Genomic DNA, 15,138 nt, shown 5'->3' on the forward strand with positions numbered 1-15,138 from the left:
AACGGAGATGCTGGGAATATAAATATTAATGCCCGCGATCGCGTATTGTTTGATCTGGGAGGTCAAGCATATAGCAATGTGACGACCAGAGGCAAGGGAGGCGACATCAACATTAGTACAGAATTACTTACCGTAACCAATGGTTCTAAGCTGACTGCCAGCACTTCGGGAGTGGGAAATGCAGGCAATATAACCATCAATACAAACTCGCTTTTTGTCACTAATGAATCTTTTTTAGCTGCCAGCGCCAATGGAGAAAATGGAGATGCTGGAAATATAAATATTAATGCCCGCGATCTCGTTTCCTTCGAGAATGGAGCCAAAGTATATACTGATGTAAATCAAGCTTCTTTCAGTGATACCACAGAAGTAAAAGGTAATGGAGGCGATATCAAAATTACCAGCGGGTTGCTTTCTCTAACGAATGGCGCTCAATTCATTTCCAACACCCAAGGTGAAGGGAATGCAGGCAATATAACCATCGATACTGGCGCACTTACTGTGACTAATGAATCTTACTTAGCAGCCAGCGCCAATGGAGAAAACGGAGATGCTGGGAATATAAATATTAATGCCCGCGATCGCGTATTGTTTGATCGAGGTAGCGCATTCAGCAACGTTGGCATCTGCTCATTAATTGCCGTTGGCTGCACCCTAAGTAATAACACGATAAAAGGCAATGGAGGCAATATTAGGATCAATGCGCCATCTCTCCAATTAATAAATGGTTCTTTTTTAGCTACTGGAGTGGGTGACGACAATAATTTGGAGAAGAAAGTAGAGGGAAATGCTGGCAAGATATCAATCCATCTCAAGGATGGTTTATCTCTAGACCAGAGCTTTATCACGACTACACTTTTTGCTAATGGAAAGGGCGAAGCCGGAGATATTGATATCCAAGCAGGATTTGTCTCTTCTTATCAATCTTTGATATCTGCTAGCACTCAAGGACAAGGAAATGCTGGCGGGATCTTTGTGCAGACTATAGGTGCAATTTCCCTGGCTGACAGTGACATCTCTACTGCCGTACGAAAAGAGGCAACTGGAGATGCTCAAGGGATTAACATCACAGCCCAATCGCTCTTATTAACAGATGGCGCTCAACTGAATACAGTCACATCTGGAGAAGGAAAAGCTGGTAATATCCTCATCAATACAACAGATAAAGTTAGTGTATCTGGGACTAATACAACAGTAGCTCCCACCGACCTTTTTCAAAACAATATTCCACCCAGATTCAATTCTCCTCCACAGTTCGTAGATGCAGTATCGAGCGGCATTTTTACCAGCACCAATTCCTCTGGAGTTGGCGGCAATATAACAGTGAATACAAATACATTTAGTATTTCCAAGGGCGCGGTTGTAGATGCCCGAACTACAGCCAGTGGAACAGGGGGAGCAATTAATATCAATACGAATACAATTGATGCAATATCGGGTGGACAACTAACTGCCATCACATCTGGTAGTGGGCGTGCGGGTAGCATCACTCTTAATGCTACTGACAGTGCGACAATCACAGACAGCGATCCAACTTACTCGGCTCGACTTGCTCAATTCGTTGCTGACAATATCGACATATATGGCAAACCGAAAGTAGGCAATCAAGGTGCAGCCAGTGGACTAACTGTGAGCAGTCTTGGTTTGGGAAGTGCAGGCGATCTCACAGTACAGGCTAACTCTATCCGTCTTGACAACAGCGCAAAAATAAGCGCTGACACTACAGGAGGAGGTGGAAATATCTTTCTCAACTCGCCTCTACTATTATTACGTCGAGGTAGCAGCATAACCACTAACGCCAGTGGTGATGATATCACTGGTGGTAACATCACAATTGATAACAAAAATGGCTTCATCGTTGCTGTTCCCAATGAAAATAGCGACATTAGAGCAGATTCTGCGAAATTCCGTGGCGGGAATGTTACCATCAAAAATATTGCAGGGATCTTTGGTATCCAGTCCCGAAATGAGCCTTCCCCAAACACAAACGATATTACCGCAAAAGGTGCAACTCCTGATTTAAGCGGCAATGTGCAAATCAACACACCTGATGTAAATCCTAGTAACGGCTTAGTCGAACTCCCAATTAATCTAGTTGATGCTTCTAGGCAAATTTCCAATGCCTGCGCTCCTGGAACTCGGCAATTCCAAAATACATTTGTAGCAACAGGACGCGGCGGACTACTCATCAATCCTACTGAACCATTACAAGATTTAAGTACTCTATCAGGTTGGGTGAGATTGAAAACACAACCAGAAAACTTGGCACACACAGCGACTCAGCCACAACCAACAGCATCAACTACTCCTAAAATTGCTGCTACAATTCCGATTGTGGAAGCTTCTGGCTGGGTAATCGATCGCAAGGGAAACATAGAATTAGTAGCACAAGTTCCTCAACTCAACCCCCACAGCCTTTGGCAAACACCTGCTTCCTGTCCTGTATCTCAGGGAGGTGTGAAATATGGCAAAATTCCAGCTGCCAAAGCGAGTCGTTAGATTTGCGGTAACTCCTGTAGTCCTATTTACTATTGCTATTTTTTTGACTATTATCCCTAGCACATTTGCTAAACAACTCTACACAAATTCAGCAAACGGGTTTCACATTCAAATCAATAAACCCCCAGTTACAACACCACAGCAACTTCTTGAGCAAGGAGAAGCACTTTATCAAACTGGGCGCTTTACTGAAGCCGTAATTATTTTACAACAAGCTGTCCGTACCTATCAACGAGAACGCAATAACCCTGCACAAGCCGCAGCGCTGACTAACCTTTCTGTTGTGTATCAGCAACTCGGCTTGTGGAAAGAAGCTGATGCAACTATCGACAATAGCTTAAATTTACTTGGCTGGGATGAGATAAATCAAAAGTTAAATGTCAATAATCCCAAATCTGAATTGTTAGAAATTCTTGCACAAACTCTCAATATTCAGGGCGAATTGCAACTAGCACTGGGACAAACTGATGCATCTTTGCAAACATCACAACAAGCAGAGCAAATCTGGAAGAAATTAGATGATAATGCTGGAGTAGCGCGCAGCCGGATCAACCAAGCACAAGCCTTACGAGTTGCTGGTTTTTACCGCCGTAGCTTAGATATATTAAATGAAGTATCCCAAGAATTAATTTCCCAACCTGACTCACTTGTAAAAGTAACAGCTTTGCGATCGCTTGGCAATGTTTTACAACAATTAGGCGAACTTGAGTTATCCCAGAAAAACTTACAACAAAGCTTAGAAATCGCTCAACGTCTGCAACTGTCTCTAGAAATTAGCTTGGCAGAATTTAGCCTCGGTAATACTGCTAGGTCGTTAAGTAATATTGAAGATGCGATCGCTCATTATGAAAATGCTGCCAAAATTGCACCAAACCCTCTGGCCAAAGTTCAATCCCTAATTAATCAGCTGAGTTTGCTGGTCGAAAACGAACGCATCACTGAAGCAAAGTCATTAATACCCACAATCCAATCTCAAATCCCCAATCTGCCTACCAATCAAGCTGGTATTTATGCACGGATCAATTTTGCTCAGACTTTGACCACAATTAGTAACAAAAAAAACATTGCAGAAATTCTGGCAACTAGCGTTCAACAAGCCAAAATCATCGGCGATGAACGTGCCGAATCTTATGCTCTGGGCAGCTTGGGAGAAGTTTACGAGCAGAACCAACAATTGCAAGAAGCACAAAATTTGACCCAGCAAGCATTATTTATGGCTCAAAAAATTGATGCCTCAGATATAGCTTATCGCCTTGAGTGGCAGTTAGGACGCTTACTCAAAGCACAGGGAAATATCCCAGCTGCCATATCTGCTTATGATCTTGCTGTAACAACTCTTCAGTCTCTTCGCAACGATTTAGTTGCGGTTAATCGAGAGGTACAGTTCAATTTTCGCGATCGCATAGAACCTCTTTATCGGCAGTCTGTAGAGTTGATTTTACAAGAGAAAGGACAAGGAAAACCAGATTTAGATAAAGCACGTCAGCGAATTGAAGCCTTGCAAGTTGCAGAACTCGACAATTTTTTCCGAGAAGCTTGCTTGAGCAATCAATTTGTGATGTTGGACAAAATAGTAGACCGCGACAACCCGTATACTGCTATTTTCTACCCGATTATTTTAGATAACCATTTAGAAATTATTATCAAACTTCCCGAACAAGCGTTAATACATAAAACTTCTAAAGTCAACCGTCAGCAATTAGAGCAAGTTATTACAAAAATACGAGAGACAATAGTCGAACCTGATGCTAATCAGAAATTTAAAGCAGTTTCTCAACAGCTTTATAATTGGTTAATCAAACCAGTTGAAACAGACCTTAAAAATAGTAAAGTTAATACTCTAGTCTTTATTCCAGATGGTTTGCTGCGAAATCTCCCGATGTCTGCATTGTATGATGGCAGAGAATATTTAGTCCAAAAATACTCTGTAGCTATTAGCCCCGGACTGCAACTATTTACTCCCAAACCTTTAGCACACAAAAAATTAAATGCCCTGGTTGGAGGACTATCACAACCACCCAAAAATGAAAAGTTTGCACTACTTCCCAACGTTAAGGTTGAACTGAAATTAATTCAGGAATCAGGCGTATCAACAACTACATTATTGGATGAAAATTTTACCAGTACAAATTTAGCAAAAACTATCAACGCTCAACCTTTTAGAGTTGTTCACTTGGCAACTCATGGGCAATTTAGCTCTAAAGCAAAAGACACTTTTATCCTAGCAGCTGATGGACGCATCAATGTGAGTGAATTAGATAGTTTGCTCAAAAGTAGAGAGCAAAAACGAACAGAACCAGTTGAATTACTTGTTTTGAGTGCTTGCGAAACAGCAGCAGGAGATAACCGAGCTGCATTAGGATTAGCAGGAGTTGCCCTGCGTGCTGGTGCGCGGAGTACTTTAGCCTCACTATGGCAAATTGGCGATAACTCTACAGCTTTATTTATTGAGGAATTTTACCGCCAGTTAGTGGCTGGTAAAACTACGGCAGAAGCTTTACGCTTTGCCCAATTAAAATTACTTGAAGCTCATGAATATAACCGTGCGATGTACTGGGCACCCTACGTTATAATTGGTAATTGGTTGTAAAAATCTAGGCTTATAAATATTTTACTGGATATGAAATTATTAGCGGGTTGGTAATTTTATTAGAGGCATCATAGCTATATTATCTAAATTGACTGATTGTAATAAACTTTGCCAATCTTTTTCAATAGATGTATCATTATAATTAGAAATGCGTATTTGTGCTAGCATATTTAAAGCGTCAAACCAAATCCCTTTTTCAGCATAGATTATAATCTTTTGTCGAGGCTCTTTTGCGGCTTGTAATTGTTGCACAACACGATCCTCTAAATTGATTCTTTTAATGTCTCCTTCTACATATACAGGAATGCTTGCTGTCTTTTGATTACAGCGTACTTTTAAATACCAGCGATATGTCTTACCTACTTCTAATAAAGCAGTACTAGGGAGAGAAATACCAATGATACTTGGCTCTGAAGGTAGGGCGATCGCATTTCTATAAATATCATTTTCGGCGCTATCCTGTAAGCTAAATTCAGCACTTGAGTTAGACAAATCCTTAGTGTAGGGGATGTAAAACCAAAACGTAGGTCGTTCTAAAGTGGTTAGTCCCTCTACAGTCCCGATAATTGACTTGTTTATCTGTTTGCCAACCTTTTGTTCCTCTTGAAATGGTACTAAAGCAGTGAGCGGGGTTGAAACCGCAGGGCAATTATCTCGGCTACCCATTCCGGCTCTACGCCCAGATATAGGACTTAATGCAGCAGGTGCTTTTGGTAAAATAAAAACTGGTCGAGAAGTAGGTTGTTGAGGTAAAGCAGGTGTTTTAACTGGTTGTGCAGGTTGTTTATTAGTAATTGGTTGTTTAGTTTGCTCTGTTACTTGTGCTGAATATTGGGTAGTGCTGCTCAAAATCAAAGCAGTTGTTAAGATCCATTTCATTAAGTTAACAGGTATGATTTTTGCTTGTTGCTATCGTCAGCATAAAGGTTAACGTAGCATTTGGTTAAATTGATCTTCACCATTTTTGAGGGTATTTCCAGATTTTGACTTAATTACTTCTGGTTCGCCCATTTTTTAGGGAGTTAGGAAAAATAGATAGTCAAAAATATACCGAAGGGCATATTCCCAAAAAGATTTAATTAGGGTATGTGTTCGCAATTATGGCTACCGAACCCATAATTACAAACGAACGAGTCGATGATATATCTATACTTTCAACTTTAAATAGAGCGTTAATCCAACTACGATTTCACCTTAAATTAAACCTCTGCATGAAAACTTGTATATATAGCTAAGTGCTGAGTGCTGAGTGCTGAGTGCTGAGTAAAAATCCAGTTTTTTCAGGACTTTGAGCAATCAACACTGTCCTAATCTGTGTGACTACGGCTATAAGTTTTCTTGTAGATATATTTAGGCATCTTTTATAACTGATTCCAATTGTTGAGACGGCGAATGTGTGTCTCTGAATGTTGAGGCAGGCAAGTACACTGTAAATTGAGTACCTCTGCCTAATTGACTGTAAACATTGACAAAACCACCGTGATTTTTAACAATACCCAACGCCGTAGAAAGTCCTAAACCTGTACCTTTGCCTACCTCTTTGGTGGTGAAAAATGGTTCAAAAATCCTTTGCTGGACTTCTGACGACATCCCCATACCAGTATCCGTGACTACGATCGCAATATAAGAACCCACTTTCGCATCTATATTTATCTGGGCGGAATGTTCGCCAATCACCAGATTTTCTGCCGCAATCTGAAGAATACCGCCATTGGGCATAGCGTCGCGGGCGTTGATTACTAAGTTTATCAATACCTGATGTAGTTGAGTTATGTCTCCACGAACGTACCAAAGATTTTTAGGGATATCTATCTGGCAACTAATAGATTTGGGGAATGTTTGAGCGATAATTTGCTCAATTTCTGCCATCAAAGGCTGAATTTCCACAATTGTCCGTTTGCTTTCAATACCGCGTGCAAAAGATAACACCTGTTTAAGCAAATTAGCACCGCGTTTCACATTATTTTCTAAAGTTTGCAGTATTTGCTGACTCTGAGAATCGGGCAATTTCTTCTGCAACAGTTGAACTGACATTAAAATTGGCGATAGTATGTTGTTGAGGTCGTGAGCGATACCGCCAGCTAGAGTGCCAATACTCTCCAAACGTTGCGATCGCAGAAGTTGAGCTTCTAGTTGTTTCTGTTGCGTAATCTCAGTGTTCACACTCAAAATGGATTTGGGTTGTTCATTATCATCTCGGATCAGTGTCCACCGACTTTCAACGATAATTACTTTGCCTTCCCTTGTCAGTTGATGCAACTCACCCCGCCACTCACCCGTATCCATCACCTTCAAGTAAGCATCTTCTAGCTGTGGTGAAATCTCTTTATACAAAACTTGTAAAACATTTTTACCTACAACTTCCTCAGCTTTCCAGCCGTATAGACTCTGGGCACCTTTATTCCAGAATAAAATTTGGTTGTGGATATTTCGTACCAGAATTGCATCCTTTGATACATCTAACAGCGCCGCTTGTTCACGAATTTTCTGTTCTGCCTGTTTTTGCTGGGTTATATCTCGCGTCAGTGCCAAATGGATGAATGTGTTGTCATCAGATTCGTTACGTAGTGGTACGGCATGAGTTTCTATGTAGCGGCGAGTGCCTTTAAATCCCACGATTTCAAACTCTAAAGTGCCCTTGTTACCTTGGCAGACACTTTCATGTAAGTCGGCAAAGGCTGCTTTATACTCTGGCGCAACTACAGCATCAACTGGTTTACCAATCAAGATATCAGCATTTTCCACTTCCATCATTGCCAGCCCTTCTGCATTAATTTCTAAAAGGGTGCCATCCTTGGCAATTAGCTGGATGCATTCTGGTTCTGCATCTATCATCGCTCGTAAACGATTTTCGCTTTGGCGTAGGGCCAGTTCCGTCTGCTGAAGTTGCCTGATATAACGCCACAACAAATCATACAGCAGCGCCACCAGCACCAAATCCACAATCGCAGCGATAAAAAATGTCACTATCGCCTTTTGGGAATTTGCTTGTGACTGCTGCATTTCCTGCTGTAATAAATTTTTCTCGGCTTTCAAAGAGTCGTTAATCAACTGGTGAATCTCTTTGCCAATTTGCTTGTCATTATCAGATAAGATTTGCTGCCGAACTGCTTCTAATCCCTGGTTTTGTCTGAGGTAAATTTCTTGTTGGAGAATCTTGAGTATGTTGGTAATTTTCGGTTCCAGCAAAGCAATCCACTGCTGCTTTTGGCGATTATTGGCAGTTAAATTTTTGAGAATCTGAATATTGCTATTTGTTTGTTGATAAGCTGCAAGATAACCTTGTAAATCATCTGCATCTGCTGTAATTAAATAACTACGTTGTGCAGTTTCAGTATCTTTGAGTGTAGATTGAATACTTTCAATTTGGGTAATAAATTTATAGGAGTATGCTAGCCATTGCTGGTTGTAAATCAGCTTCACAGTGTTGCTATATGAAACTACAGCATTAGTAAATACAACTGCCAATGCTAGGACGAATATTGCTTTCAGCTTTTGGACTCGATACCATTTTTTGCTCATGCGATCGCCCCTTCTGCCGCAGATGCCCTCCATCAGTTAAGATTAAAGATCAAAAACAAATACTGAAAATATTTTAAGGATTTTGATAACACGGGTAGCAAAATACAATATCTTAAAGTTGTAAATATCTGGATTTGTTGGGATGATGATTTATACATAATAGTTACAAATAAATCCGCTAGTTTTTAATATAAATTCATTTTTACAGTAATGTGGGCAATGCAGTTGAGATGGGATATAGCCATTTTCAACCCGGTGAGCTACAGGTATGCAAGGCAATAATACCAAAAATGACTAATGACCAAACCACCACGTTGCATTGTCTGCAAGACAACTTTTTTACAGAGTCATAGTTTTTACACTGGACTCTGTGTTGAGTGTGGAAATCTTAACTTCAGTAAGCGTCAACAAACTGCTGATTTACGGGGTACAATTGCCATTGTCACAGGAGCCAGGGTCAAGATTGGTCATGGGGTAGCATTGAGACTGTTGCGAAATGGTGCAACTGTGATCGCAACAAGCCGTTTTCCTCATGATGCGGCAAAAAGGTACGCAACAGAGCCAGATTTTCTAGAATGGCAACATCGGTTGCAAATTTACGGACTCGATTTGCGCCATCTCCACAGTGTTGAGCAATTTACCCAACACGTTTGCAAGTTTTATCCGCGACTCGACATTATTATCAATAATGCAGCACAAACAGTGCGTCGTCCGCCTGCGTTTTATCGTCATTTAATTGAGTTTGAATCACTACCTTTCGGGGAACTACCGCCAGAAATACAGGTGTTAGTAAGCCATAATCATGCGGTGAACGCTGAGAATCCGGCACTATTAGGTATTAAAAAAGAAAAACAAGCCACATTTACCGAAAATTCTGCTTTCCTTTCCCAAATTCCTTTAATTACCGCAGACAGCGTAGATAATCCAGCTTTTTTCCCTTTAGGAAGGTATACCGATGATGGAGAACAACTCGACTTGCGTCCCTTTAATAGCTGGCTGATGAAGGATGATGAAGTCAGTATTTTAGAATTATTGGAAGTGCATATAATTAATGCGATCGCTCCATTTGTCATTAACAGTAGACTCAAGCAATTAATGAGCAACTCCAAAGAAACTAATAAATACATTATTAATGTTTCTTCAATGGAGGGGCGATTTAACGATGTTGACAAACCCTGGCGACATCCCCACACCAATATGGCAAAGGCTGCTCTCAATCAAATGACCCGTACCTGTGCCAAAGAATACACTAAACATTGTATTTTTATGAATGCAGTAGACCCTGGATGGATTAGCTTTCAACACCCCCATCATCAAGCAAAATCCATGCAAGAAGGTGGACTTTATCCTCCCTTTGATATCAATGATGCGGCTGCACGCATTTGTGACCTAATTTATCTAGGAATTAACCAAGGTAAAACACCTTTTGCTAAATTATTCAAAGACTACACAGAAACAGATTGGTAATTTCTGGCAGTGTAGCTTAGTGGTAGAGCGTCCGTTTGCCAGACGGAAGACAACCGTTCGATTCGGTTCGCTGTCCCAGCAACGTAGTTCAAACAGTAGAATTCCTTGGAGTACACCAGGAGATACGGGTGCAATTCCCGTCGTTGCCTTTTAATCAAAAATCTCAAATCTAAAATTGGTATGACCCCGCAAAACCCAATCTGCTTCAAGATATTCTGATCGATTGACAACTAAGTTTTTTGAGAGTGTCTTTAAAAGATGTTTGAAAAGTCCTCTGATCGCTAGCAAAACGTTGTATATATCCCTAAGTACCCTGATAAATTGGGGTATTTTGATTATTGACATGATTCACGTAATGTGTTAATAATAATAGTTTGTGGAAACTTTACTTCTTAATATAAGCTCTTGGCTAACGTCATTGTCATAGGTGCCCAATGGGGCGATGAAGGAAAAGGTAAAATAACTGACTTACTCAGCCGTTCCGCAGATGTTGTGGTGCGTTACCAAGGGGGTGTCAATGCTGGACACACGATTGTAGTCAAAGGTCAGACCTTTAAACTGCACTTGATTCCCTCTGGAATTTTGTATCCAAATACCGATTGCATTATCGGTTGTGGAACAGTCATCGATCCACAGATTTTGATCGCAGAACTCGACCAACTAAAAGAGTTAAATATTTCCACTGACCACCTGCTGATATCTGAGACAGCCCACGTAACGATGCCTTATCATCGATTGATTGACCAGGCATCTGAAGAACGACGGGGAAGCTATAAGATCGGCACAACAGGTCGGGGCATTGGGCCGACTTATGCTGACAAATCTGAACGTACAGGCATTCGGGTTTTAGACTTGATGAACCCTGATGGGCTGCGCGAGCAGCTGGAGTGGACGATTAATTATAAAAACGTCATTTTAGAAAAGCTTTACAATTTGCCACCTCTAGATCCACAAGAGGTGATTGAGCAATATTTGGGCTATGCAGAACGCTTGCGACCTCACGTTGTTGATACATCGTTGAAAATATCCGATGCGATTCAACGACGACGCAATATTTTGTTTGAAGGCGCACAAGGTACGCTCCTAGACTTAGATCATGGAACTTATCCTTATGTCACCTCCTCTAACCCTGTCGCGGGTGGGGCTTGTGTTGGTACTGGGGTAGGGCCGACAATGATTGACCGGGTAATTGGGGTGTCAAAAGCCTATACAACCCGTGTCGGAGAGGGGCCATTTCCGACTGAATTAGATGGCGAGTTGGGAGAATTGTTGTGCGATCGCGGTGCGGAATTTGGCACAACCACCGGACGCAAACGGCGCTGTGGCTGGTTTGATGCGGTCATCGGTCGCTATGCCGTGCGGATTAACGGTATGGATTGTATGGCGCTGACCAAACTAGATGTTCTTGATGAATTAGAAGAAATCAAAGTTTGTGTCGCTTATGACATAGATGGCGATCGCAGCGAACACTTCCCCACCAGCTCTCGTCAATTTGCTAGATGTCGTCCCATCTACAAAACCTTGCCAGGGTGGAAAGTGTCAACAACTAACTGTCGCACCCTAGAAGACTTGCCACAAGCAGCATTGGATTATCTGAAATTCTTAGCCGAATTGATGGAAGTTCCGATCGCGATCGTCTCATTAGGAGCCAGCCGCGATCAAACCATAATCGTAGAAGACCCGATCCACGGCCCCAAACGCGCTTTATTGCACCCCGACGGTACACCTGCTACCCTACTTAGTGCGTAAATTTAGTCATTAGTCATTTGTCATTGGTCATTAGCAAATGACTAATGACAAAGGACAAAGGACAACTGACAACTGACAAAGGACAACTTTTATGGCTATTACAGTCGAATCTCAAAAACGTCCAGAAGGCAGCAAGCCAAAAGCTTTGCGCCGTGCTGGATTGATACCTGCCAATTTGTATGGTCATAAGGGTACAGAATCCATTTCTTTGACCATTGAAGCCAAAACTGTTGAGCGTTTGCTCAAAAGAGCTTCCGTCAACAACACCTTGATTGAGTTGAATGTTGCTGATGCACCTTGGCGCGGTAAAACCTTGCTGCGGGAACTTCAGATTCACCCCGCAAAAGGTACGCCTTACCACCTCAGCTTTTTCGCAGTTGCTGGCCACGGCGACACAACTGTAGAAGTACCACTGCGTTTTGTGGGAACTGCTGTTGGTGTAAAACAAGAAGGTGGTTTTTTAGACACTGTTATCACTGAGTTACAAGTGAGCTGTGCGCCGGAAAACATCCCCGAAATAATTGAAATTGATGTCTCTAACCTGCAAATCGGAGACAGCTTGCGTATTCACGAGCTAGTCTTGCCTCAAGGTGTCACAGTTCTTGGTGATACGGAGCGAGTCGTAGTTAGCGTTTCGCAGCCGCAAATCAGTGCTGCTGCTGAGGATGAAGCTGAATCAGCGAGTGAAACAACCTCTGAAGCTACGTAAGTGTGTAATAATTTTTGATGTTAGCCAGGGGGAAACTCCTGGTTTTTTTGTATTTGAACCTGCACAAAGAGATGATATCATCTCCGCTAAATTACCCTTAATTCCCTCGGAACCCCACCCCGCCAACGCTACGCTTTGTCTCCCCTCCCCGCTTGCGGGGCTACGGTGTACACACAAGTCTGAAATAGCTGAAAAACCCAAGGTTTTACCCCACCCTAACCCTGCCCTTGTAAAGGGGAGGGAACTAGATTCTCCTGTTTCCCCCCAATACATCGGGGGGATTAAGGGGGGTAATGTGACTTGTGTGTACACCGTAGGCTTGCGGGGAGGGGTTAGGGGTGGGGTGTTTTTATTATGGTCAATTCGACGACATGATATGACAGAAGTATAGCAGGAGGCAGAAGGCAGTCTTGCTGGAGGCAGGAGGTAGAACTATTATTATTCCTAGCATTCACGCTTGTCATTATGTCCTAACCTAACGTCAGTTCGATGAACCTCTCCCCAACCCCTCTCCGGCGCGGAAAGGGGCAGAAATATTCTTAGTTGACAACGAGAAAATTATGGTTTCAAAGCCTCTCTCCCTGCGGGGGAGAGGTTTGGAAGTGGGGTTTTTTAGATCCGTCGAATTCACGTTAACCTATGTGACTACGGCTATAATACCAATTCAACATTCAACCCAATCTACGCAGTTTATGGCTTTAGCCTAAGAGGTTGTTTGAAAAGTGGTTGGCTGTGATTTTAGGCACTAACCGATCCCCCCCTAGCCCACGCCAGTCGCTCATGGGGGAAACCCCCAAGACCGCGCTGGCTCCCCTTAAAAAGGGAGGAACCGGAATCAAAGTCCCCCAATTTATCGGGGGATTTAGGGGGATCTAGAACGTTTTGTTACCGAGAAGAAAACTTTTCAAACATCCTCTAATGCACTTAATTACGAATTACTTTAACGTGCATCACCAATCAAGACAAATGGCGACCAATAATAAGGATGGTCTTTAATTAGCTTCAACTTAGCTTGTTGCAAAGCTTCTCCTTTGGTCATACCTTGCTTGAGGTTTTGATAAAATTGAATCATCAATTGCTGAGTCGCTTCATCATCAACCGCCCATAAACTTGCCATCACAGCTTTAGCACCAGCACGCTCAAATATATAAGCAACTCCTGCAAGTCCTGTGCTAGCATCATTCAAATTAGTGTCTACAGCAGTTTGACAGGCACTAAGAGTAATCAGTTGTGTGCCTTGTAGCCCTAAAAGAGCAGCATTGGCAATGTCTAAGGGTTTATCAGCAAATAGTAATGTATTATTTTTTAACTTGACTTTTTTGCAATCTTCGGTTTTGAAACAGCCGTGAGTTGCTAAATGCAAAAAGTCAAAGCGCAATGCTTGGGATCTAAACTTTTCTAGGGTAGCTTCATTGTGGATATAAATTTCACTGTCTGGCAGTATTTCCTTAATACTTCTGACTTCTGCCTCTGCACCTGGGAGATTTTGCGGGTCACTGGGTACTGGATTACCAAATGCTAAAACAGCTTGTAGTTTGGGGGGTACGGCATTTTGCACACCTGGAGATTTTAGGGAATTATTGGAAATGCGAGTGAGATAGTTGACAGGATATTTCTCGATCAGAAATTGGTTGGTTTTACTGTCGGAAAGAGTTTCAAAAGGTAAATGGCGCAGTTGACCAGTAGCAATAATACTTAGTTCTTTGGGGGATAAAGCTTTAATTTTGTCTTCTATAGGACGAATAAGAATATCATAAAGTTTGCCGCCAGTTTCACGGTAGTTAGAATTACTTTCATCTTGTATTTCTTTCAAGTATTGGGTGAGAAGTTTATTAAATTCAGTGGGGTCAATAGATTTTTTTATAACGCTCAACTCGCCTTTTGTGAAGATAAAAATTGCGACGTTATTAGGCATATCTATGATATTAGTCAGCAAGACAGGTTGAACTACAACCGTTCCTGCGGGTATGGAGGATGTCAGGTTTTTAATATCTGCGGGTGTAGTTTCAAATAGTTCTGCCACTTCAGGAAAACGGCGAGAGATATTTTCGGCTTGTGAGTAAACTTGTGCTTCTAATTGCCGAATTTGCTGGGGTAGGCTTTCGGAGCGATCGCTTTGCAGTTGTTGTCGCAGGGATTCTAATTGTTGATTTTTTTTACTCCAGTTATCAAGAGCTTTCTGTGCTTTTGGGTTGATAACTTTGGCATTAATCAGGCGAGTATAATCAGCAAGGTCGGCTGTAGTGAATAGGTTAACCCATTCAAAGGCTTGAGCATATTTTTTTTGATTAATCAGGACATCGACTAAAGCAATTGCACTTCCACCGTTTTGCTGTAAAAACTTTTGGCGATTTTCTCGTTGCAAACCCCGGCGCATTTCTAAGCTGATTTTGAGAGATTGCTCTAAATTAGTAATGCCTTGGGTTGGTCGATTTGTACTTTGGAAGAGTACACCAATATTACCTAAAGTGACAGCTTCACCTGTGCGATTGCCCACAGCACGCCAAAAGGGCAGAGCTTGGTTGTAAAAATCGAGTGCTTTTTGCTTTTCTCCTAAATCGTCGTAGACTCCACCGATGTTATTGAGTGTAGTCGCAACACC

7 protein-coding genes, 1 tRNA gene and 1 pseudogene are annotated in these 15,138 nt (G+C 41.9%); 6 read left to right on the plus strand and 3 right to left on the minus strand.

Annotated elements, in window-relative coordinates:
• Both RMY16_RS23125 and RMY16_RS23130 read left to right on the plus strand, forming a co-directional pair.
• A pseudogene (locus tag RMY16_RS23125) lies at positions 1-2,499 on the plus strand (S-layer family protein); the annotation flags it as partial.
• A complete protein-coding gene (locus tag RMY16_RS23130; RefSeq protein WP_322738318.1) occupies positions 2,465-5,089 on the plus strand; it encodes a CHAT domain-containing protein in 2,625 nt (874 codons plus the stop codon). The pseudogene RMY16_RS23125 and the gene RMY16_RS23130, both read left to right, overlap by 35 nt.
• Before the next feature lie 39 nt (positions 5,090-5,128).
• Here the strand turns inward: RMY16_RS23130 and RMY16_RS23135 are convergent, their stop codons facing one another.
• Together RMY16_RS23135 and RMY16_RS23140 are read right to left on the minus strand one after the other, a co-directional pair.
• Positions 5,129-5,968 carry a DUF928 domain-containing protein gene (locus RMY16_RS23135; RefSeq protein ID WP_322738319.1) on the minus strand — a complete coding sequence of 280 codons (840 nt, stop codon included), beginning with the start codon at positions 5,966-5,968 and terminating at the stop codon, positions 5,129-5,131.
• 471 nt (positions 5,969-6,439) lie between these two features.
• Complete coding sequence (locus RMY16_RS23140) at positions 6,440-8,611, minus strand: PAS domain S-box protein (protein ID WP_322738320.1); 2,172 nt, start codon at positions 8,609-8,611, stop codon at positions 6,440-6,442.
• A 297-nt stretch (positions 8,612-8,908) separates the two neighbouring features.
• Here RMY16_RS23140 and RMY16_RS23145 point away from each other — a divergent pair, with 297 nt between their 5' ends.
• The 4 genes from RMY16_RS23145 to RMY16_RS23160 all read left to right on the plus strand — a co-directional run bounded on the left by RMY16_RS23145 (position 8,909) and on the right by RMY16_RS23160 (position 12,536).
• Positions 8,909-10,078, plus strand: coding sequence for an SDR family oxidoreductase (locus tag RMY16_RS23145; RefSeq protein ID WP_322738321.1), 1,170 nt, complete (start codon positions 8,909-8,911; stop codon positions 10,076-10,078).
• A 5-nt stretch (positions 10,079-10,083) separates the two neighbouring features.
• Positions 10,084-10,154: transfer RNA gene (locus RMY16_RS23150), tRNA-Gly, on the plus strand.
• A 329-nt stretch (positions 10,155-10,483) separates the two neighbouring features.
• Complete coding sequence (locus RMY16_RS23155) at positions 10,484-11,827, plus strand: adenylosuccinate synthase (RefSeq protein ID WP_322738322.1); 1,344 nt, start codon at positions 10,484-10,486, stop codon at positions 11,825-11,827.
• A gap of 91 nt (positions 11,828-11,918) precedes the next feature.
• Positions 11,919-12,536 carry a 50S ribosomal protein L25/general stress protein Ctc gene (locus RMY16_RS23160; RefSeq protein ID WP_322662676.1) on the plus strand — a complete coding sequence of 206 codons (618 nt, stop codon included), beginning with the start codon at positions 11,919-11,921 and terminating at the stop codon, positions 12,534-12,536.
• 940 nt (positions 12,537-13,476) lie between these two features.
• On the opposite strand, the gene RMY16_RS23165 is transcribed toward RMY16_RS23160, so the two are convergent.
• Positions 13,477-15,138, minus strand: a 1,662-nt coding sequence (locus RMY16_RS23165; RefSeq protein WP_322738323.1) for a CHAT domain-containing tetratricopeptide repeat protein, incomplete at its 5' end; no start/stop codon positions are given.

Origin of the sequence: Nostoc sp. DedQUE12b (genome assembly GCF_034530835.1) — a bacterium.
Classification (GTDB): domain Bacteria; phylum Cyanobacteriota; class Cyanobacteriia; order Cyanobacteriales; family Nostocaceae; genus Nostoc.